At 69.0% G+C, this 21263-nt stretch carries 16 protein-coding genes; 4 read left to right on the forward strand and 12 right to left on the reverse strand.

The genetic code is table 11. The features are described 5' to 3' along the window. Nucleotides 1-6: 6 nt before the first annotated feature. From fahA to ABNX08_RS28250, 4 genes are all read right to left on the reverse strand, one after another. Nucleotides 7-1269, reverse strand: coding sequence for a fumarylacetoacetase (fahA, locus tag ABNX08_RS28235; protein WP_022539004.1), 1263 nt, complete (start codon nt 1267-1269; stop codon nt 7-9). 148 nt (nt 1270-1417) lie between these two features. After that, a complete protein-coding gene (hmgA, locus tag ABNX08_RS28240; protein ID WP_022539005.1) occupies nt 1418-2737 on the reverse strand; it encodes a homogentisate 1,2-dioxygenase in 1320 nt (439 codons plus the stop codon). A 51-nt stretch (nt 2738-2788) separates the two neighbouring features. Beyond that, entirely contained in the window at nt 2789-4486 is a 1698-nt protein-coding gene (locus ABNX08_RS28245) for an FAD-dependent oxidoreductase (protein ID WP_022539006.1), read from the reverse strand. A gap of 487 nt (nt 4487-4973) precedes the next feature. Then, nucleotides 4974-5357: a helix-turn-helix domain-containing protein gene (locus ABNX08_RS28250; RefSeq protein ID WP_022539007.1), complete on the reverse strand. Its 384-nt coding sequence runs from the start codon at nt 5355-5357 to the stop codon at nt 4974-4976. Nucleotides 5358-5694: 337 nt separating this feature from the next. On the opposite strand from ABNX08_RS28250, the gene ABNX08_RS28255 reads away from it, so the two are divergent. From ABNX08_RS28255 to ABNX08_RS28265, 3 genes are all read left to right on the forward strand, one after another. After that, a complete protein-coding gene (locus ABNX08_RS28255; protein ID WP_041681816.1) occupies nt 5695-6300 on the forward strand; it encodes a TetR/AcrR family transcriptional regulator in 606 nt (201 codons plus the stop codon). Nucleotides 6301-6470: 170 nt separating this feature from the next. Further along, nucleotides 6471-7496, forward strand: a complete 1026-nt coding sequence (locus ABNX08_RS28260) for an alpha/beta fold hydrolase (RefSeq protein ID WP_022539009.1) — start codon at nt 6471-6473, stop codon at nt 7494-7496. A 14-nt stretch (nt 7497-7510) separates the two neighbouring features. Further along, nucleotides 7511-7843 (forward strand): DUF2917 domain-containing protein, encoded by a 333-nt coding sequence (locus ABNX08_RS28265; protein ID WP_022539010.1) that lies wholly within the window; start codon nt 7511-7513, stop codon nt 7841-7843. Nucleotides 7844-8051: 208 nt separating this feature from the next. Here ABNX08_RS28265 and ABNX08_RS28270 read toward each other — a convergent pair whose 3' ends face one another. From ABNX08_RS28270 to ABNX08_RS28305, 8 genes are all read right to left on the reverse strand, one after another. After that, nucleotides 8052-8393, reverse strand: coding sequence for a DUF3325 domain-containing protein (locus tag ABNX08_RS28270; protein WP_022539011.1), 342 nt, complete (start codon nt 8391-8393; stop codon nt 8052-8054). Then, a complete protein-coding gene (locus tag ABNX08_RS28275; RefSeq protein ID WP_349607034.1) occupies nt 8377-10014 on the reverse strand; it encodes a PepSY-associated TM helix domain-containing protein in 1638 nt (545 codons plus the stop codon). The genes ABNX08_RS28270 and ABNX08_RS28275 overlap by 17 nt, the downstream gene beginning before the upstream one ends. Continuing rightward, the gene (locus tag ABNX08_RS28280; RefSeq protein ID WP_051369975.1) at nt 10011-10334 is read right to left on the reverse strand and encodes a hypothetical protein; all 324 of its coding nucleotides are present in this window, start codon (nt 10332-10334) and stop codon (nt 10011-10013) included. The genes ABNX08_RS28275 and ABNX08_RS28280 overlap by 4 nt, the downstream gene beginning before the upstream one ends. 71 nt (nt 10335-10405) lie before the next feature. After that, on the reverse strand, nt 10406-12688 hold the full coding sequence (locus ABNX08_RS28285) for a TonB-dependent siderophore receptor (RefSeq protein WP_022539014.1): 2283 nt from the start codon (nt 12686-12688) through the stop codon (nt 10406-10408). Between the two features lie 108 nt (nt 12689-12796). Beyond that, a complete protein-coding gene (locus tag ABNX08_RS28290) occupies nt 12797-14197 on the reverse strand; it encodes a lysine N(6)-hydroxylase/L-ornithine N(5)-oxygenase family protein (protein WP_022539015.1) in 1401 nt (466 codons plus the stop codon). A gap of 22 nt (nt 14198-14219) precedes the next feature. After that, nucleotides 14220-15317 carry a GNAT family N-acetyltransferase gene (locus ABNX08_RS28295; RefSeq protein WP_041681817.1) on the reverse strand — a complete coding sequence of 366 codons (1098 nt, stop codon included), beginning with the start codon at nt 15315-15317 and terminating at the stop codon, nt 14220-14222. A 32-nt stretch (nt 15318-15349) separates the two neighbouring features. Further along, nucleotides 15350-17032: a cyclic peptide export ABC transporter gene (locus tag ABNX08_RS28300; RefSeq protein WP_022539017.1), complete on the reverse strand. Its 1683-nt coding sequence runs from the start codon at nt 17030-17032 to the stop codon at nt 15350-15352. Further along, the gene (locus ABNX08_RS28305; protein ID WP_022539018.1) at nt 17029-20256 is read right to left on the reverse strand and encodes a non-ribosomal peptide synthetase; all 3228 of its coding nucleotides are present in this window, start codon (nt 20254-20256) and stop codon (nt 17029-17031) included. The genes ABNX08_RS28300 and ABNX08_RS28305 overlap by 4 nt, the downstream gene beginning before the upstream one ends. A 213-nt stretch (nt 20257-20469) precedes the next feature. Here ABNX08_RS28305 and fhuF point away from each other — a divergent pair, with 213 nt between their 5' ends. Beyond that, on the forward strand, nt 20470-21261 hold the full coding sequence (gene fhuF, locus ABNX08_RS28310) for a siderophore-iron reductase FhuF (protein WP_349607033.1): 792 nt from the start codon (nt 20470-20472) through the stop codon (nt 21259-21261). Nucleotides 21262-21263: the final 2 nt, after the last annotated feature.

The raw sequence follows: 21263 nt of genomic DNA on the forward strand, positions 1-21263 counted from the left end.
AGCGTTTCAGCGAGCCGGCAGGATCTTGCCCGACACCGAACCGAAGCCGACTCGATACCCCTCACCCTGGCAGAAGCCAGTCATGATCACCTCGTCGCCATCCTCCAGGAAGCCGCGGCGGCTGCCGTCGGCCAGCGTCACCGGCTCGGCGCCGTTGCGGGTCAGTTCCAGCATGCTGCCGTAAGAGTCCGGCGTGGTGCCGCTGATCGTGCCCGAGCCCATCAGGTCGCCCACGCGCACATTGCAGCCCGACACCGTGTGGTGCGCCAGCTGCTGCGCCATGGTCCAGTACATCGCCTTGAAGTTGGTACGGCAGATGGTGCTGGGGGCCGCTGCGCCCTGCGGCTGCAGCGCGACTTCCAGCGCGATGTCATAGGCGTTCCTGCCCTGCTGCTGCAGGTACGGCAGCGGCTGCGGCGTTTGCTCCGGGTTGTCGCGGCGGAACGGGTCGAGCGCTTCCATCGTCACCACCCACGGCGAGATCGAGGTGCCGAAGCCCTTGCTGTTGAATGGCCCCAGCGGCACGTATTCCCACTGCTGGATATCGCGCGCGCTCCAGTCGTTGAGCAGCACCATGCCGAACATATGCGCCGGCGCATCGGCGGTGCTGATGGACTCGCCCAGCGCCGATTCCTTGCCGACGATAAAGCCCATCTCCAGTTCGAAATCCAGCTTGCGGCAAGCGCTGAACACCGGGCGCGCCTCGTTGGGCAGCTTGATCTGGCCGTTGGGGCGATGCAGCGCCGTGCCGCTCACCACCACCGAGCTGGCGCGGCCGTTGTAGCCGATGGGGATTTCCAGCCAGTTCGGCAGCAGCGCATTGTCTGGGTCGCGGAACATGCGGCCGACGTTGGTGGCGTGTTCCTTCGATGAATAGAAGTCGGTGTAGCCCGGGATCTCCACCGGCAGGTGCAGCGCGGCGGCGGACATCGGCACCAGTGCCTTGTCGCGCAGTGCGGCATTGTCGCGCAGCGCGGCGTCTTCGCCGGACAGCAATGCGGTCAGGCGCTTGCGGGTCTCGCTCCACACCGGCTTGCCCAGTGCGATGAAGCGGTTCAGGCTGGCTGCGGCGAACGTGCCCTTGGCGGCGGCCGGCAGCAGGCCAGCTTCATCGAGCGCGGCGAGGTCGAGCACCTGGTCGCCGATGGCCACGCCGATGCGCGGGGACTGGCCCTTGGTCGAGAACACGCCGTAGGGCAGGTTCTGCAGAGGGAAATGGGTCTGGCCGTCGTTGGCGGAGGCGATCCAGCTGATTTGGGGGGCGGTCATTGGGTTACTCCGTGATGGTTGGGGTGGCACCGCGGGTGGCGCGTGCCGTGGCTTGCCATTCTTGGCGGGCGCCTGCCCTCTCCCCCGGCCCCTCTCCCGCATGCGGGAGAGGGGAGCAAACCGGCGTGTAGGGGCAGGCGTCCGGGGTTCAGCGAACGTTCGGGTTGAAATGCTTCTTCAGGCCCTGCCAGCAGGTGTAGTACTCCTGCTGCAGCGAGGCCGACTGCGCCGCATACGGCGTCGGGCGGATCACGCCCGGCGTTTCGAACATGAAGGCCATCGTGTTTTCGATATGGTGCGGCGTCGAGGTATCGGCGGCGCTGGCCTTCTCGAAGGTTTCCGCGTCCGGGCCGTGGCCGCTCATGCAGTTGTGCAGGCTGGCGCCGCCCGGGGCGAAGCCCTCGGCCTTGGCGTCGTAGACGCCGGTGATCAGGCCCATGAATTCGCTGGCGATATTGCGGTGGAACCAGGGCGGGCGGAACGAATCCTGCATCGCCAGCCAGCGCGGCCCGAAGATGACGAAGTCGATGGTGTCCACGCCTGGGGTGTCCGACGGCGACTGCAGCACCAGGAAGATCGACGGGTCCGGGTGATCGAAGCTGATCGAGCCGATGGTGTTGAAGTTGCGCAGGTCGTACTTGTACGGTGCGTAATTGCCGTGCCAGGCCACCACGTCCAGCGGCGAGTGGCCGATGTCGGCGCGCCACAGGTTGCCCTGGAACTTGGCCACCAGCTCGAAATCGCCCTCGCGGTCCTCATAGCTCGCCACCGGCGACAGGAAGTCGCGCGGGTTGGCCAGGCCGTTGGAGCCGATCACACCCAGGTCGGGCAGCTTGAACAGCGCGCCGTAGTTCTCGCAGATATAGCCGCGCGCCTCGCCATCCGGCAGTTCCACGCGGAAACGCACGCCGCGCGGGATCACCACGATTTCCTGCGGTTCCACTTCCAGGCGGCCCAGCTCGGTCACCAGCAGCAGGCGGCCCTGCTGCGGCACGATCAGCATCTCGCCGTCGGCGTTGTAGAAGTAGCGGTCCTGCATCGACTGGTTGGCCAGGTACAGGTGGAGGCCGCAGCCGGTCATCGCCTCGGGGCCGCCGTTGCCGGCCATGGTGACGATGCCGTCGATAAAGTCGGTCGGCACGGACGGCATCGCCGGCGGGCTCCAGCGCATCTGGTTGGGCGACGGCGGCACCTGGTCGAAGCGGCTCAGGAAGCGCGACTGCTCGATCTGCGTGAACGGCTTGTGCATTGCCGCCGGGCGGATGCGGTACAGCCACGAGCGTCGGTTGTGAGCGCGCGGCGCGGTGAAGGCCGTGCCGGACAGCTGCTCGGCATAGAGGCCATAAGGCGCGCGTTGCGGCGAGTTCTGGCCCACGGGCAGCGCACCGGGCAGCGCCTCGGTGGCGAATTCATTGGCGAAGCCGGACATGTAGCCGTGCTCGGCGAGCTGGGTGTGCGTGAGGTTCATGGTGTCGTCAGCGTTGCGGGTGTCGGTCGGAGGTTCGGGGTTGCAGGTTCACTAGTGAGGCTGGCTGTCCGGCGGCCGGCACAGCGCGCGCAGCAGCGCGCCATGCACGGCGTCGGCATCCACGGCACGCCAGCGGGCGCAGACATGCTGGTCCGGGCGGATCAGGTAGCAGGTGCCGTCGCGGCCGTCGTAGCGGCGCGCGAGCAGGCCTTCGCCGTCGGTGACGCAGCGCGCGCCCTGCGGCGAAGCGGCTTGCTGGCCTTGCGCGAGCACCAGCAGGATGCGCACGGGCACCGCGCCCGTTGCCAGCTTGTGCCGCACGTCGGCCGGGACGGCGCTGCCGTCGCCAAAGACCATCAGCGTGAAATCGCCGCCCAGCTCGCCCAGCAGCCAGCCAGATCCGGCGGTGCCGTTGCGAAGCAGCGGTGCATCCACGCACGGGGCGCCGGGCACCATGGCGCCGGCAAAGCGGTCGGCATCCGGCGTATTGAGCGGCGACGCCGCCAGCACCGTCGGCAGCGACAGCCGGCCGCTGTTGACCAACTGGCGCGCAAAGGCATGGCGGCGCGCCAGGCGCAGCACGGCGTCGCGGAAGGTGCGGCTGACCGCGCTCTTGGGCGTAATGAAATCGGTGGAACGCGTGGAGTGGCGGATGTTCTCGTCCGCCGCGGCCTCGCGTTCGCTGGCGTAGGTATCGAGCAAGGCATCCCCGGCCTGCCCAGCCAGCACCAGCGCGAGCTTCCACGCCAGGTTCTCGGCATCCTGCACGCCGCTGTTGGCGCCGCGCGCGCCGAACGGCGAGACGCGGTGCGCGGCGTCGCCGGCGAACAGCACGCGGCCATGGCGGAAGGCGTCCATGCGTTTGCAGCAGAAGCTGTAGACGCTGACCCATTCCAGCGTAAAGGCGACCTTGTCGCCCAGCATCGCGCGGATGCGCGGCACTACGCGCTCCGGTTGCTTTTCCGTCTCGGGATCGGCGTCCCAGCCCAGCTGGAAATCGATGCGCCAGACATCGTCGGGCTGCCGGTGCAGCAGCGCCGACTGGTTGCGGTTGAACGGCGGATCGAACCAGAACCAGCGCTCGGCGGGGAACGGCGCCGCCATCCTCACATCGGCAATCAGGAAGCGATCGCGGAAGACGCGGCCCTTGCTCTCCAGGCCCAGGCACTGGCGTACCCCGCTGTGGGCGCCGTCGGCGGCCACCACATAGCGGGTGTGCAGGACGTAGTCGCCTTCCGGGGTCGACACGGTCAGCACCACTTCGTCGGGTCCGGGCACAACGCCGGTCACGCGATGACGCCAGCGCAACTCGAGGCCCGGCAGCTCGGCGGCGCGATCGACCAGGAAGCCTTCCAGGTAGTACTGCTGCAGGTTGATAAAGGCCGGGCGGCGATGGCCCGCCTCAGGCAGCAGGTCGAAGCTGTACACCTGCGCATCGCCGAAGAACACCTTGCCGACATGCCAGCTCACGCCCTTGTCCGCGACGCGCTCGCCGCAGCCCAGGCGGTCCAGGATATCGAGCGTGCGCTTGGCAAAGCAGATCGCGCGCGAGCCGGTCGCCAGCGTGCAGTCGTCGTCCAGGATCACCACGGGTACGCCGCGCTGCGCGAGGTCGATGGCCGCGGCGAGCCCGACCGGGCCTGCGCCGACCACGGCCACCGGATGCACCGCGGGCACGGCGCCGCCGGCCTGGCGCTGCTCGGCGCAAGGCTGGTACGCGAAGGTGCGTTGCGGGTAGTTGGTGTCCACGGTGTCTCCATGTGGCGCTGCGCTGGCGCCCTGGCGGGCTCTCAAGAGCGCCTGCCGGTCTGCTGTTTGTCCGATGCCTGCTGCATCCCGCGAGAATTACGGAATACGTAATGCATTTACCATATCGTAATCGTCGCCACGGGACGTGTCAAACGGCGCCTGAGAACGCATGCGTCGGGCGTCGCTTTCATTGCAGTTGTAGGCCGGAAACGGGAAAAGCGGGAAAGACGTCAGCGCTGTGCAGTGCACGCGGCGGCGCAATGGCGAATAGCTAAGGTGGGAAAGTTAAAACGGGGACACGCGGGAAAGCGCCGATGCAGGCAGCCAGGCCTGTGGCGTCATAGGCGCCCGGCTAGCGAAGCGCTGCTCCGGACGACAGCAACCGGCGCGGAGCGGATCGCCCCGCGCCGGTTGTCAGGATGGTGGTCTGGACGCCAGTTGCCTGCACCGGCCTGTGGAGAACAGTGCCGGCCAGGCATCGGCCCGCTCAGACCGGCTTGTGGCCCTCGCCGGTGCCGGAGCCGAAGCTGCCGGTCGCGGGAGCCGCGGCCGGTGCCTGGGCACCGCCGGCGGCCGGCTGGCCGGCCATCGAAGCTGCGGTCACGCCGCCATTGCGGCTGGCAATAAATGCGTTCACGTCGGCGGCAAGATGCTGCGGGGCCAGCACCACTTCCAGGCCCAGCGCTTCGCATGCGGCCAGGAACGTCGACATGCGTGGATCGGCCTGACCCGACTCCGCTCGCAGGTACGCTTCCCGGGAAATGCCCGCTTTGCGGGCGACGTCCTCTTGCTTGAGCTTGCGCGCGCGACGCAACGCCCGCAGTTGCCGGAACGGTTCGCTAGCGCCTCTTGGCACGGCTGTACTGTTCATGTCGGTCTCCAGTCACCAATGAAAAAAAGTGCGCGGACGTGCATTCGAGTATAGAGCACGCAAAGCGTTCCGTATGTACCCGCCGAAACACTTTGTGCAGATTTCTTCCAAGTCCGCCATCCGGGCCTGACACCGGCCGGCAACCGGTGTGCAATGAGCCGAATCGTGCACCAAATCGTCGCGCTGTCAGTCTCTAACGAGGCTTTGCAGTTCGCGTTGACGTCACATGCCCCCCTATATGACGTTATGGCCTCCCCGCCAGAACTGTGCAAGTCCGGGCAACTACCATGCATCTGGTTTCGTTGACAAACCGACCGGTCGTGCTATTCTACAATGCATGCAAAAAGGACAGCTCACCCGTAACGCCATCATCGAACAGGCGCTCGATACCGCCGCCAAGGTCGGCTTCGAACAGTTGTCGCTGGCCACGCTGGCCGCGGACACCAATATGTCGAAGAGCGGGCTGTATGCGCACTTCAAGTCCAAGGAGGCGCTGCAGCAGGCGGTGCTCGACCTGGCCGTAGAGCGTTTCGGCGAGATCGTGGTGCGGCCGGCCATGCGCCAGCCGCGAGGCCTGCCACGCCTTGAGGCATTGTTCGAAGGCTACCTGGACTGGCTGGGCGGCACGGTCACCCAGGGGCGCTGCCTGTTCATGGCGCTGAGCCAGGAATACCGTGACAAGCCGGGTTCGATACGCGACCTGGTGGTGCAGTCTCTGAAGGACTGGCACAGCACCGTGGCGCGCGTGGTGAGTGACGCCATCGACGAAGGCCACTTTGGTCCCGACACCGATCCGCGCCAGTTCGCCTTCGATCTGTCCGGCATCGGCATGGCCTTCCAGCAGTCGTTCAAGCTGCTCGGCAGGGCGGATGCCGAACTCATGGCGCGGCGCGCCTTCGCGTCCCTGGTGGCCCGTGCCGCCGAGGGCACCGGGAAGCACTGACACGCAAGACATTGGCGCCGGCGCTATCCCGCCGGCGGGCAGCAAGCCTTCCGGTCGTTTTTTGTCTACAAAAAAGCACGACTGGTCGGTCTTAGAAGAGCGCGGAACGCCTCCGGTTGGGCCGGTTCCGATGACCCGCGCAAATCCAGAATCCATTGGAGGTGCAGGTCGTGACGCAAGCAGTATCTTCCCCTTCCCCGGCTTCTTCTTCCCAGCCCCGTGCGCCGGCGCCCGTGCGTGCCGGCACCGTATCCTCACGCAGGGGCTCCGCGAGTCCGCTGCAGCACGCGATGCTCGGCTGGCAACGGCTACGCCGGCAGGCCGGCAGCCTGGTTTTCCCGGCCGCGAGCGCGCGGGAGCTTGAGCGCCTCTGGTTCACCCCGCCGCGCGCCGCGGCCACGTCGGCGGCACGGCGGCTGCTGGACAGCGCGCGGGCCGACTGGGCCCTGGTCACCGGCCACGGCCCCAGCCGGCGCGTGCGCGTCTATCGCTGGGGCACCAGCGGTCCTGTCGTGCTGCTGGCGCATGGCTGGGGCGGCCATGCCGGGCAATGGCACGCGGTGGTCGAAGGCCTGCTCGCCGCCGGCATGCGAGTGGTGGCGTTCGACGCGCTCTCGCATGGCGCCTCCGATGCGGGCGCGCGTGGCGCGGCGCAGACCTCGGTGCTGGAGATGTCGCACTCGCTGCTGGCGGCCGCATGGCACGCCGGGCCGGTGCATGCGGTGGTGGCGCACTCGCTCGGCGGCGCGGCCACCGCGCTGGCGCTGCGCGAAGGGCTCCCCGCCCGCGCGGCGGTGCTGGTCGGCTCGCCGGCGGACATGCATGCCGCGTGCGCGTCGCTGGCCTGGCAACTTGGCTTTGCCCCTGGAGTGCTGGCGCGTATGCAGCGGCAGAGCGAGCGCTGGCTGGGCATGCCGTGGGCGGCGTTCAACGTGCCGGATGTCGGCCGTACCCGGCCGGTGCCACCGGCGCTGGTGATCCATGACCGCGACGACAAGGAAGTGCGCTGGGAAGACGGCGCCGCCATCGCCGGCGCATGGCCCGGCGCGCAACTGGCCACCACCACGGGGCTGGGCCACCGCCGCATCCTGCAGGACCCGGCCGTGATCCGCCAGATCGCGGACTTTATCCGCCCCGCCGCTGCGCCCGCGCGCAATGTGACCGCGCCGGCGCCGCACGGCTTGGCCGTCGACTGAACCTGGAGACCATCATGTTCCTGGTAAGCAACGACATGACCGCCACCCTGCCCGCGCGCAGTTCGCTGCGGCTGGTGGCGGACCCCGGCGAACACGTTGCCGTGCGCTGCACCGCAGGCGAGCTCTGGTTGATCCGTGACGGCGACCCCAAAGACACGGCGCTGACGGCGAGCGAGAGCTTTACGTTGTCCGATAGCAGCCACATCGAGTTGTATGCCGTCACCACGGCATCGCTGCACGTGACGCGGTGCCGGCAAGGCGCCGGGCAAGCGGCAGGCGCGTGGCGGCAATGGTTGCGGCGCATGTTGGCGACACACGGCCGGGGTTATACCGGCGCCGGCCGGTGACATCCGGCTGGGGCTGGCGGGGACCAAGGCGCGCGACTTGTGCGAAATGGTGCGTCGCGTGTGCCGGTTGCCCCGGATACTCGCTCCGATGAACAACACCCCTCTTTGCTGGCTTTGGCGCGTCGGCGCGAACATGGTTGGGTGTAATGCTTGGCGGTTAATTGCGTTTTCCAGTGAAAATCGTGCGCCCCCCCAAGGGGCGCACGCCTCAGATGCGCAAGACCACCAGCAGCCCGCGCGCGACGGCTTGCAGCCAGCCGCGCCGCCAGGTCAGCGTGAACGACACCGCCAGCGCTCCCGCCATCATGGCCAGCGCCCACAGCAGCACGCCAAAGCCGGTGCGGTTGCCCGCAAGCGCGGCCACGGCGCCTAGGACCACCAGTGCCCAGGCCGCAAGGCGCAGGCGCCGCCGGCGGCTGGCCGGCAGGTCGCCGCCCTGCCCCGAAAGTTCGGTCCAGTGCCGCTCCGTGGCGCAGGCGAACAGCACGAAGGCGCTGTACGCGCACAGCGCCAGGCCCAGCAACAGCAAGTGTTCAAGCGTGGTTGGCACGGTCCATCTCCTCTAGCGCCTGCCCGCTGGCAGCAGCGGTCCGGGCCTGGCGGGCCGCGTCGACGCGCCGCAGCCGGCGCGCCGCCGCCAGCGCCAGCCCACCCGTCAACAGCAGCGTGATGTCCACGCCGGCCACCGCAAGAGGGCCGCGCGCCAGCGCGAGCGGCAGCCAGTCGCCGGTGCTCAGGCCGTTGAGCACCGGCGCCGCCAGCGCCAGGACGGCGATCGCCAGGCATTGCTGCCGCCATGGCACCAGCGTGCGGCTGCCGGGGCGCATCGCCACGCGCGCGTGGATCGCAGTCGCCAGCCAGACCAGGAAGAACAGCCCGGCCTCGATAAACTCGCGAGACGGCAGCGTCATCGGCAGGACCCGGTTGGCCACCATCATCGCGAGCGTGGCAATGACCAGGCCGGTAGTGGTGCCAGCGGTTACAGCGGCCGCCAGCCGCACACCCTTTTCGCCATGGCGCGCATGGCGCTTGTCGAGCCAGTACAACTGCCCGGTAGCGATCAGCAAGCACCCCGCCAGCCCGGCCAGGAAATACAGCCAGCGCAGCGGCCAGTGGTCGAACACGATGAAGTGCATGCCGGTCAGGAAGCGCTGCGTGGTCGCGGCCGGCTGCAACGGCACGTGGTTCAGCAACGCGCCGGTGGCACCGTCGAAGTAGGCCGCGTCGTCGGCCAGGCTGACGCGGTCACCCACCGAGCGGCTGATCTTGACCACGGCGTTGGCATCGCCAGGGTTCCAGACCCGGATCGCGGCCGGCGCGGCGCCGCCCCAGCGTGCGCGCGCGGTCTCGACCATCGGGCCGAGCGCGGCCATCGGCGCCGCCACCCCGGCAGGCGCGCGCGAGTAGCCGGACAAGGCCTGGTCGTAGAAGGTGTTCGGCTGCTGGTACAGCGCGCCGATGCCGGCCGGCATCAGGATCATGTACACGATGCAGATGCCCGAGAACGTGATCACCGCATGGAACGGCAGCGCCAGCACGCCGGTCAGGTTGTGCAGGTCCAGCAGGCTGCGCTGCAGCTGCTTGCGCGTCCGGAACGTGAAGAAGTCGCGGAAGATCCGGACGTGGATGATCACCCCCGATACGATCGCCGCCAGCATCGCCATCGCCGCCAGGCCCACCAGCCAGTAGCCGATATTCCAGGCGCGCAGGTGCAGGTTGTAGTGCAGCGGATAGAAGAACGACGACGCGCCCAGCGTGCCCACGTCCGGCAGCAGCGCGCCGCTGCGCGGATCGGCCAGGCGGATCTGCCCGCCCGCGGCGGCATAGCGCACGCGCGCGATCATCACCGGCGTGCGTTGCTCGGGGAGCGTGACCGCCCATTCACGCAGCGGCTTGCCACCCGCCAGCGCCGCCACGGCGCTCGGCACCACGGTGTCGATATCGATCGTGGACGGCGCTGCGTCAAGGCGCGTGGCCGGCATCATCCAGCGGTCGATCTCGCGGTCGAACACCGCCACCGAGCCCATGAAGAAGGCCACCACCAGCACACCGCCGAGCAATACGCCGATCCAGGTGTGCGCCCAGGTCATGGCCTGGCGCAGGCCGCCCGCATGTGCATCGGCCTTCTGTGCGCCGGAGCGGGACTTGTTGCTTCGTGCGGGTCGCGTCATGCCAGCCTCTCCCCCAGCCACCACGCCACGCCGGTGCCGATGGCCGCGCCGGCCACCATCACCAACCACACGCGCTGCAGGCGCCGCGTGACCAGCGCCCACAGCGACATCAGCGGGAACAGCAGGAAAGCCAGCATCGAAAACCAGAGCACGGCTTCGCTGCGGGCCAGGCCCAGGCGCCAGCCGAGTGCGGCGCCGCCGGCGGTGATGCCCCAGACAAAGGCATAGCTGCCCGCCAGCGCGGCCAGCGCGCGGGCGGTCATGACAAGCGCGGGCCGGATGGCGCGGCGCGAGGGCAGGGATGAGGGACTATCGTTCATTGGAATTCTTGGCAACGCGCGACCGGCGTGGCGGGTGCAATGGCATCGCACCGCCACGCCGGCCGCTGCGCTTACATCCTCATGCGCACGGTGAACATGGCCGCGCGCGGCTGGCCCCAGATGTTACCTTCGCGCGGGTTGTTGATCCGTGAGTAGTAGCTGCGGTCGAACAGGTTGGTCAGGTTCAGATCGGCCGACACGTGCTTGTTGAAGTCATAGCCGATCGCCGCATCGAACGTCGCATAGCCGCCGCGGCGCAGCGTGACCGCACCGATCGGTGCCGGGAACAGCGCGGTGTTCTGTACATGGCTCACCGCCGTCATGCCCGCACCGAGGCGCCAGCGGTTGAAGTCGCCCGGCAGCCGGTACTGCGTCCACAGCTTGAACAGGTGCTTGGGCGCAATCGCCGAGAACGCCGTGTTGACCTGGCCGGTGCGGTTCTGCAGGTCCTGCGTGACGTTGAACGTATAGCCGGCGTAGATGGTCCAGCTCGGCGTGATGCGGCCGCTGGCTTCCAGTTCGAAGCCCTGGCTCTTGGTCTCGCCCTGCGACACGAAGAATGGATTGCTCGGGTTGGTCGTGTTGATGTTGTCGAGCGTGGCGCGGCCGGTCTCGCGCACCTGGAACAGCGCCAGCGAGGTGTTCAGCGCCCCCTCGAAGAACTCGCCCTTGACGCCGACCTCGTACTGCTTGCCCTTGATCGGATCGACCAGGTTGCCACTGGCGGTGAAGTACTCGTCCTGCGGCTGGAAGATCTCGGCATAGCTGGCGTAGGCCGACCAGTGCTCGGTGAAGTCGTAGATCAGCCCGGCGAACGGCGTGAACTTCGCGTTGATGTTGTCTTCCTTGGTCGTGCTGGCCGTCGGCGTGTACTGGCGCGCGTTGATGTCCCACCAGCTCAGGCGGCCGCCCAGCACCAGCGTCACCGGATCCACGATCGAGAAGCGTGCGTCGCCGTACACGCCATACTGCCTGGTCGTGGTATTCGTGCCCGAGCCATTAGGGGTGAAAATTGGCTTGGCAAAGTCGCTGCGCGGGCTAAAGATGTTCACGACTTGCGTGAACGGGGTCGACGAGTACCTCGGGTCGCGCCGTTCCGAATCGGAGAAATTGAAGCCGATCAGCGCCTTGTGCCGGCGCCCAAACAGCGAGAATGGCCCGTTGGCATAGACGTCGAAGCTGGTCTGCTCCTGCGTGTAGGTCTGCTTGGCAGCGAACAGCGTGGTGGTGTTCACGCCCGGGATGACTGGCGAGTATGCATAGGCCTGCTCGCGGTGCAGCCGGTTGTTGAGGTAGCGCAGCGCGCCCTTGACCTGCCAGCCGCTGTCGAACTTGTGCTCCAGTTCGGCAAACGCCGAGGTGGTGTAGAAGTGGTCGCTGTTCCAGTCTGCGCCAAGGAAGGTCGAACGCGGCACGTCGAGCAGGCTCGCCTGCCGCGTGACCGGGTTGTAGTAGGCCGGCAGCGTCCACGGCTGGCGGCCCTCGGAGTCCTGGTAGCTCGCGCCCACCGTCACCATGGTGCTCGGCGTGATGTCGTACTCGATCACGCCGTACAGCGCACCGGTGCGCATATTGGCCTTGTCGATAAACGAGTCCTTGTCCTGGAACGCGCCGGTCAGGCGCGCGCGCAGCGTGCCGTCGGCATTCAGCGGGCCGCCGGCGTCGATCTCGGCGCGATAGTTGTTCCACGATCCCACCGACAGCGCGCCCTGCACCTGCACTTCGCGCGTGGGCTTCTTGCGCACCAGGTTGATCGCGCCGCCGGTCTTGCCGGCGCCGGACAGCAGGCCCGACGGGCCCTTGAGCACTTCTACCCGCTCGATCATCGACAGGTCGGGCTGCACCGTGTTGCGCCAGTCATACTTGGTTGGCACGCCATCGAGCATGACGGTGTCGATCTCCAGCCCGCGCGAATAGAAGATCGAGCGCTCCTGGTCACGCTTCTCGACGAACACGCCAGTGGCCTGCATCATCGCATCCTCCAGCGTGGTCAGGTTCTGCTCGCGGATGCGATCGGCATTGACCACGGTGACCGATTGCGGCACCTCGCGCGCAGTCAGCGGCACCTTGCTACCGGCGGTCGTGGGCGGGTTGATGGGATTCTCGCGGTCGCCGTTGACCGTCACCGCCGGCAATGATGCCTCCGGTTGCCTGGCGGCGCTGCCCGTAGCGGTCGGCTTCGCTGCCTGCGCTGCTGCCGGCGCTGCTCCCGTCGTGGCTTCCTGTCCGAAGGCCGACGCGCTGACCATGAGGCCGACGGCGGCCGGGATCCAGCGCATGGCGGTGCGGCATTGCACGGACCCATGCCGCCTTGCCTGCGCGCGTTCGGTCGCGCGTCTGTTGCTATGTTTCATGCCCTTCTTACTCCCCTGCTCTGTTGTGAAAATAAAGGCCGTGGGCCCCGGCTGGTCGCCTGGTCGCGGCCGCCGGTCCTCAAAATTGCTTTGTGTATGGGCGAAGCCTCAGTGCGTGCCGGCGTGCGCCACGCGCGCGGCGCGGCTGCGAGGCGGCTCAGCCTGCATGGCGCATCCCTCGCCCGGGCGGTTGCCGAGCACCGCGGCGGCGATCTCCTGCGCGCGCACCGCCAGCACCGACAGCAGCGTGTCCGACAAGCCGTGCGTCGCTTCGCAGCATCCCTGCAGGAACACGCCCGCCTGGCAGCCCGGCGCCATCTGCAGCCGGTAGTCGCGGTCCGCCTGGAAACCCTTGGCGTCGTCCAGATAGGACGCCAGCGGCGCCAGCAGCGACTGGTGCAGTTCGCGCCGGTAGCCGGTGGCGAGAATCACCGCGTCATAGCGCTGCAACTGGTGCGCACCATCGTCGCGCCGCGCAATGTCGAGCCGCACACCGTCGGCATCGGCCTCGGCATGGCGTGCCTCGCTGCCGGCCAGCAGGCGGTGGCGCACCTTGCCGGTGACCTTCTGCTGGTACAGCACCTCATAGATGGCTTCGATCAGGTCGGTATCGACCACCGCGTAGTTGGTGTTGCCGAACTCGCGCAGCAGTTGCTCGCGCTCGGTCGCCTCCCGCGAGAACAGGTAGTCGATATAGCGCGGGTTGAAGATCTCGTTGACGAAGGGGCTGTCGTCGGCCGGCTTGAGCGCCGGCGCACGGCTGACCAGGTCGACCGCGATGCTGCCTTCGCGGCTATTCAGGTCCAGGAAGATCTCGGCGGCGCTCTGGCCCGAGCCGATCACCGCCACGCGCCGCACCGGCGCCGTGCGCTCCAGACGCTCCAGCGATTCCAGGTACGACGAGGAATGGAACACCCGCGGATGGCCGCGCAGCGGCGCGAAGGTGTCGGGGATGCTGGGCGCGCCGCCGACGCTGACCACCACGTTGCGCGCGCAGCGCTCGGTCAGCGCGCCGTCGGCCGTGCGCGAGGTGACGCGCAGGCAGGCCAGCGCGCCATTGCCACCGGCGGGCTCGGGCTGCACCGAGACAACCTCTTCGCCGTAGTGGCAGGCGTCGGCAAAATCCGCGGCCACCCAGGACAGGTAGTCGTTGAACTCGTAGCGGCTGGGATAGAACGTCCTGGTGTTGATGAAGTCCAGCAGCCGCTCGCGCTCGTGCAGGTAGTTGATGAAGGTATAGCGGCTGGCCGGGTTGCGCATCGTGACCAGGTCCTTCAGGAACGAGATCTGCATGCGGCTGTTGTCGAGCAGCATATTGCCGTGCCACACGAAGCCCGGCTTCTTCTCGATAAAGCCGAAGCGGAACGGCGCCTGCTGCGGCAGCATTTCGCGCAGGGCCACTGCGAGCGCGAGGTTGGACGGCCCGAAGCCGATGCCGAGCAGGTCGAGCACGGGCGACGTGCTGGCATCAGTGCCGTTGGCGGCGAAGGTAGAAGCGGAATAGAGCATGGTCTCTCCTTGCGCGGCTTGCTCAGGCGGCCAATGCGGCCGGCGCGACGGGTTCTGCAGCCTGCCCGTCTTCCTGCGGCACCCACAGGCGCTCGCCGAAGAAGCGTTCGCGCAGCAGCATCACCAGCATGGCGCGCTTGTGCGGGAAGTCGAAGGCCTTGATCTTGGCAAAGCCGGAGCGGTCCAGGTTGCGGATCTGCTGCACATGGTCGATGCGCGGCTCGCCCACGATGCGCTGCGTGCGCGGGTCGTCCAGGAACATGTAGTGCATCAGCGACGGCAGCCAGGCGCTGATATAGGCCTTGCCGCGGATCTCGCCGTCGCCGATCAGCACATGCCAGCCGCGATCGAAGTCGTCGGCGTCGTAGTACGGGCCGATGCGGTTCTCCTTGGCCCAGTACACCTCGAAGTAAGCAAACGGCTTGCCGTCCAGGCAGCCGATCAGCGGGATGGTGTGCGGGTCCGCGAGCTGCGCCGACAGGTAGTCGCGGTGCTTGGCGAGATCGCCCTCTTCCTGCCAGAACACCGCCACGCGCGGATCGTTCATCCAGCCGTGGAAGTACTCCAGGTCGGCGTCGAGATCGGCCACCCGCATCGAGAACACCTGGTCGAGCCACGGGATATGGCGTGCATAGACCTGGCCGGACGGCTTGGGCACGCGCACCGGATGGCGCCGGCCCTGGGTCATCGCGTACTGCAGCGGATAGTCGCGGCCCGAGGTGCCGGTGTGCCACAGCGCCGGCAGTTGCCAGAGCTGCTCGACGCGCGTCACCAGGTCGCCACCGGCCGGGCGCGTGGCGCTGCCCTCGCGCAGCATCGCGTTGGCGATGGCTTCGGGCAGGTCCAGCGCGATGGCCTGCGTCGCGGGCGCGCGCGCCAGCACCGCCTCGCAGGCGGCAAAGGTAGCGGCGCGCGCCAGCGGGTGGGCCGGGTCGGTATCGGCGAGTGCCAGCCGCGGCTGAGTGCCGGGCGTGAACTGCCAGGCCTGCAGTGGCGTGCCGTCCAGGCTTACCTGCAGCGAGGGGCCTTCCCAGCGGCTCTGCAGCGTGGAAATCGTCGCGGGTGACCAGGGCTGGTTCGCGATCGCGTGGGTCATCAAAGGCGCGACATTGCTTTGCATGTGAACTGACTCCCTGTCTGTGTTGGCGCGCGTCATGCGGCGGCCTGATGGTCGGTCTGGCCGGCCGCGGCGGGGGCGGCGGGGCTGTCGGTGGCGCTGTCGGCGCGGATCACGCCGCTGTCGGCGCGGATCACGCGGTCGGCCACGTGGAAATAGCGGTCGTCATGGCTGACCGCGACAATGGTCTTGCCGCTGCGCTTGAGCTCCGGCAGCAGCGATTCATAGAAATAGGCGCGGAACACGGGATCCTGGTCGGCCGCCCATTCATCGAGCAGCAGCACCGGGCGCGCCTCGACATAGGCCGCCAGCAGCGCCAGCCGCTTGCGTTGCCCCTGCGACAGCTGCGTGGTCGACAGCAGGTCGTCGCGAATGGCGACCTTGTGGTCCATGTGCAGCCGCTTCAGGAAGGCATTGGCCACCGCCGCGTCGAAGCGCCCGTCCGGGCCGACCAGCCGCGCGAACAGATGGGCGTTGGAGAACACCGTGGCGAAATGGCAGCGGTACCAGGGCAGCTCGGCCGTGCTCACCGGCCTGTCGCCGAGCGCCATGCTGCCGGCACTCGGCTGGTACAGGCCCGCCAGCAGCTTCATCAGGGTGGACTTGCCGCTGCCGTTGCCGCCGACGATGAAGACGGTCTCGCCGGCAGAGAGCGTCAGCGACACGGGGCCGAGGCGGAAGCCGCGCTCGTCGCCCTGGCCGGGATAGTCGTAGCGCACGTCCTGCAGCGTGATCAGCGGCGTGCCCGGCGCCGGCGGCGCGTCGGCGGTATTGGCCGTATGCAGCGCGAAATCCTCCGTGTACGGCGCCAGCCGCAGCGTCTCGATCTTGCGCAGCGCGACGTTGCCGGTCATCAGGATCGGCAGCGTGCCGACCAGGTCGTTCAGCGGCATGCGCAGGAACATCAGCACCAGCACGAAGGCGGTGATGCGCTCGCGCGCGATGCCCAGCGCATCGCCGGCGATAAAGATCGCGCACGCCAGCCCCAGGATCAGCGTCGCGGTAAACGACAGGCTCAGCACCCAGTAGCGGTCGGCCCGCACCTCGTGCGCGCGCGCAAACTCCGCGGCGGGCTCGAAGTCGCGCTGGTAGAAGCTCTGCTTGCGCCAGGCATTGAGCGCCAGTTCGTAGCGTCCGTCGATGGCGCCCTGGTAGCCGGCGTAGAGCCGGTCGTCGGTGTCGCGCACCGCCTTCATCAGGGTGCGCATGCGCAGCACCCAGCGCTGCGCCAGCAGCACGCCCGCGCCCAGCACCGCGGCACCGAGCACGAACAGTTGCCACGACAGCCAGCCCAGGTACAGCAGCCCGCCCAGCACCAGCACGCCGTTGTAGAACACGAATGGCACGCGGTTGAAGGCCATGCCGATCGAGGCGATGTCCTTGGTCAGCGTGGCATAGACGGTCGGGCCGCCGATCGCTTCCAGGCGCTCCACGTCGGTATCGAGCACGCGCTTGAGCATGCGCAGGCGGATGTCGTACACCACGCGGTGGCCGAGCGCGGTCAGCAGCGCCTGCGAGCCGAAGCCGCAGCCGAACAGCACCGCCAGCAGGCCCAGCAGCACGCCGATACGCCCCGCTTCCAGCGCCGCCGGCGCGGCGATCATGCGGTTGATCTCGGCAATCAGCGCGATGCCGGCGAGCGCGCTGCAGGTACCGGCGGCTAGCGCCAGCAGCAGCAGGCCGCCGAAGCGGCGGCGCAATGAGAGGAACAGATTCACAGGGCCTCCAGCAGGTCGTTCATGAAGGCCAGGTCGGCGTCGGCATCGCGACGCCCGGCCTGGTCGATCGCCGCGGCCATGTCGCGCAGCACGGGCGCCGCGAACAGCGCCGGCAGCGCCAGTTCGCAGGCCATCTGCTCGCGGATGCGCGTCTGCAGCCGCACCAGCAGCAGCGAATGGCCGCCCAGCAGGAAGAAGTCATCGTCGGCACCCGCCTGGGCCACGCCCAGCACCGCGCACCACAGCGCCGCCAACTCGTGCTCGGTCGGCGTCGATGGCGCCGCCGCAACGCGCGGCGCGGCCGGCTCCGGCAGCGCCTGGCGGTCAACCTTGCCGTTGGCGTTGAGCGGCAGCGCATCGAGCCGCGTCAGGCTGGACGGCACCATGTAGCCGGGCAACTGCTCGCGCAGGCGCGCCAGGATGGCGTCGTCCGAGTCATCACCGGCCGTGGCGGCGACGTAGTAGGCGCACAGCCGCGCCATCCCGTCCGGCCCCTGGCGGGCCACGCAGACGGCCTGGCGCACCTGCGGGCACGCGCCCAGCGCCGCCTCGACCTCGCCCGGTTCGACGCGGAAGCCGCGCACCTTGACCTGGTGGTCGCGCCGGCCGAGGAACTCGACGATGCCGTCGGCGCGCTTGCGCGCCAGGTCGCCGGTCCGGTACAGCCGGTCGCCCGCCATCGCGCCCGGCGTGCCGGGCGCGAACGGGTTGGGCACGAATGCCGCAGCGGTACGCGCCGGGTCATCGGCATAACCGCGCGCCAGACCCGCACCGCCGATGAAGAGTTCACCGGCCACGCCCGGGGGCACCGGCTCCAGCCGCGCGTCCAGCACGTAGAGCCGGTTGTTGGCGATCGGCCGGCCGACCGGCGCTACCGCCCACGCGGGAGCGCCCTCGCCCGCCAGCGCATGCGCCGAGGACCAGACCGTGGTCTCGGTGGGGCCATAGACGTTGCAGACCTGCGCGCCCCTGGCCACTAGTGCCGCGGCCAGCTCGCGCCCCAGTGCCTCGCCACCGCACAGCACGCGCAGCCCCTGCCATGCCGGCGTGGCTTGCGTCACCAGCATCTGCCAGGTCGCGGGGGTGGCCTGCATCACGGTGATGCCGTGCGCGGACATCAGCGCCGCCAGCCGCGCCGGGTCGCGCGCGTCGTCGCGCGTGGCGATCACCACCCGGGCGCCGCTGGCCAGCGGCAGGAACAGCTCCAGCCCCGCGATATCGAAACCGAGCGTGGTCACCGCCAGCAGCCGGCCGCTGCCGTCCATCGGCACCACCGGCGCCATCGCCCGCAGGAAGTTGGCGAAGGCGCCGCGCGAGATCTGCACGCCCTTGGGCGTGCCGGTCGAGCCGGAGGTGTAGAGCGTGTAGGCCAGTTGTGCCGGATGGAATAGCGCCGCCGGCGGCGTATCGGGGGCCGAACTCCAGGGCGGCGTTTCACCGTCGACCAGCACCACCGCGCCGCTGTCGCCGAGCGCGGCGCCCGTATCGGCGCTCGCCAGGATCAGGCGCGCACGGGCATGGCCTAGGATGTGCGCATTGCGCGCGGGCGGATGGTGGGCGTCGACCGGCAGGTAGGCGGCGCCCGACTTCAGGATGCCGAGCAACACCGCCACCAGCGCGGGCGTGCGCGGCAGGCACACCCCAACCAGTGTCTCGGCGCCGACCTCCTGCGCGGCCAGCCAGTTCGCGATGCGGTTGGCGGTGGCTTCCAGCCCGGCATAGGTCAGGCTCGACGCGCCGTCCGTCACCGCGATGGCATCGGGCGTGGCCGCGGCGGCGCGGGCGATGCGCGCCGCCACGTCATCGGCCGGGTCGATTGCGAGGCCGGTGTCGTTGCCGCAGGCCAGCGTCCGGGCCTGCTCGCCGGCGCCCATCAGGGGCAGTGCTTCGAGCGGCGTCTCGGGCGCGGCCAGCATGGCGCCGAGCAGGTGTTCATAGTGCCGCGCCATACGCTGCGCCGTAGCCGCGTTGAACAGCGCGGCGTCGTATTCAAGCGTGGCGGACACGCGCGTGGCGCTGGCGTGCAGGTCAAAGGTGACGTCGAACTTGGCGCTGTCGTCGGGCACCGGCAGCGCGCTCGCCTGCAGCCCGGGCAGCGTGAAGGCGGCGGGCTCGCCCATCTGCAGGTTGAACATTGCCTGGAACAACGGCGTGCGGCTGGGGTCACGTGACGGCGCCAGCCTGTCGACCAGCAGCTCGAACGGCAGGTCGGCGTGGTCCAGCGCTGCGCGCGCGTCGTCGCGTACCTGCTGGCACAGCGCATGGCCGCTCAGGCCAGGCGTCAGCCGTGCGCGATAGACCTGGGTATTGATAAAGCAGCCGACCAGTTCGTCCAGCTCTTCATGCGTGCGGGCTGCGTTGGGCACGCCCACTGCGAAATCGGACTGGCCGCTGTAGCGCGCCAGCAGCGCCTGCCATGCGGCCAGCAGCACGGCGAACGGCGTGAGCCGGCCGCCCGCACCCGTGCCACTGGTGCAATAGGTGCGCAGCGCTGTCACAACGCCGTCCGACAGCGTCCAGCGGATGCGCGCGCCCTTGCCGGCCGGCCGCGCCGGGCGCGGGGCATCGAGCGGCAATTCCAGCGCGGGAATGCCAGTGCCCAGGCGCGTCGCGCAACGTGCCAGCGCGGCATCGAGCGCAGGGCCGTTGAGACGCTCGCGTTGCCAGGCCGCGTAGTCGGCGTACTGCACCGGCAGCGGCGTCCAGCCCGGCTCGCTGCCATTGACGGCCGCTGCATAGGCCCGCGCGAGATCGCGCGCCAGGATCGGGTTGGACCAGCCGTCCGATACGATGTGGTGCATGGCCAGCACCAGCACATGGGCGCCGTCCTCCAGCCGGGCGACGGTGACGTGGAAAGGCGCGGCGGCGTGCAGGTCGAATACGCGCGCCGACTCGCGGCGCAGCAGCGCATCGAGCTCGCCTGCGGGCAAGTCGATCCATTGCACGGCCGGCAGCGCGTCGTCGACGATCTGGCGAGGCTCGCCGTCACCGGTCGAGAAACGGGTACGCAGTACCGCATGGCGCGCCGTCACCTGCGCCAGTGCCTGCTCCAGCGCCGGGGCCGCCAGCGGGCCCTGCAGGCGCCAGGCGCGCACCAGGTTGTAGGCGGTGCTGTCCGGCGCGTAGCGCTGCAGGAACCACAGGCGCTGCTGCGCGAACGAGAGCGGCGCGGGGCCTTGCGTGGCGCGCGCGCGGATCGTCAGGTCGGGCATAGGCTGCGTCATTGGGTCTCCTCGGGAGCCGTGGGGCAGCCGATGCTGGCCTGGCTGCCGCCGCGCGCACGGCCTTCCCATGCGAACGGCAAGGCCAGGACCGCCCCGCAGCCGCGGCTATGCCGCGACTGACTGGCAAGGGGGCGCCCAGGTGCGATATCGGCGTTACAAATCGAATTGCGAATATACCTGATAATCATTCTCATTTTCAACAAAGAAAAGGCGTTGTCTGCACAACTGCAACGCCGTTCAGGGCGCCACTTGTTTCCGTTACCGATCCTGCTTGCACTGTTTCCCGAACCGCTGCGCCACTACGCCGAGGCCGTACGCATCGGCCCGGCAACGGGCGATGACGTCATGCCCGCCGCGCTCATGTCCGAGCCCGCGGGTCCCGCCCCACTACGGCATGCGCTCAACGCCATGACCGCCCACTACGGTGGCGACGATGCGCGCGTGGCCGGCTCGGTCTGGGCGCGGCACTGTTTCTCCGCGCTGCTGCCCGGCACGGTGGCCGCCGCGGCGCTGGCGCACCACGTGCTGCCGTTGCGCGACGCGGCCATTCGGCCGGATGGTCATGGCCGCGCCGTGACGTTGGTGCTGCCACATGCCGGCCGGACGTTGCCCGGTGCGCCCCCGCAGCAGCGTTTCAGCGCCCTGCTGGATGACCTGCTGGTGCCGCTGGTCGAAGCGCTGGCAGCGGCCAGCGGCGCGTCGCCGCGCCTGCTGTGGGCCAATGCCGGCGCCGTCGTCGCCGAGGTGTTCCGCCATGCGCCCGCCCTGCTGCAGCCGGGCCTGCCGGCCACGGACGCCACGCTGGCGGCCGACGCGGCCTGGCTGATGGACACCCGCACCCGCCCCGACGGCCGCGACAACCCGCTACATGCGCCGATGCGCGCGCACCGCGTCACGCAGGACGGCACTACCACCACGCTGTGGCTGCGCCGGTTGTGCTGCCTGCGCTACCGCTTGCCGGCCTTCACGCTGTGTGGCGACTGTCCGCGCCGGCTGCTGCGCTAGCA

The sequence above is a fragment of the Cupriavidus sp. DF5525 genome, from assembly GCF_040149425.2.
Lineage (GTDB): Bacteria > Pseudomonadota > Gammaproteobacteria > Burkholderiales > Burkholderiaceae > Cupriavidus > Cupriavidus pickettii_A.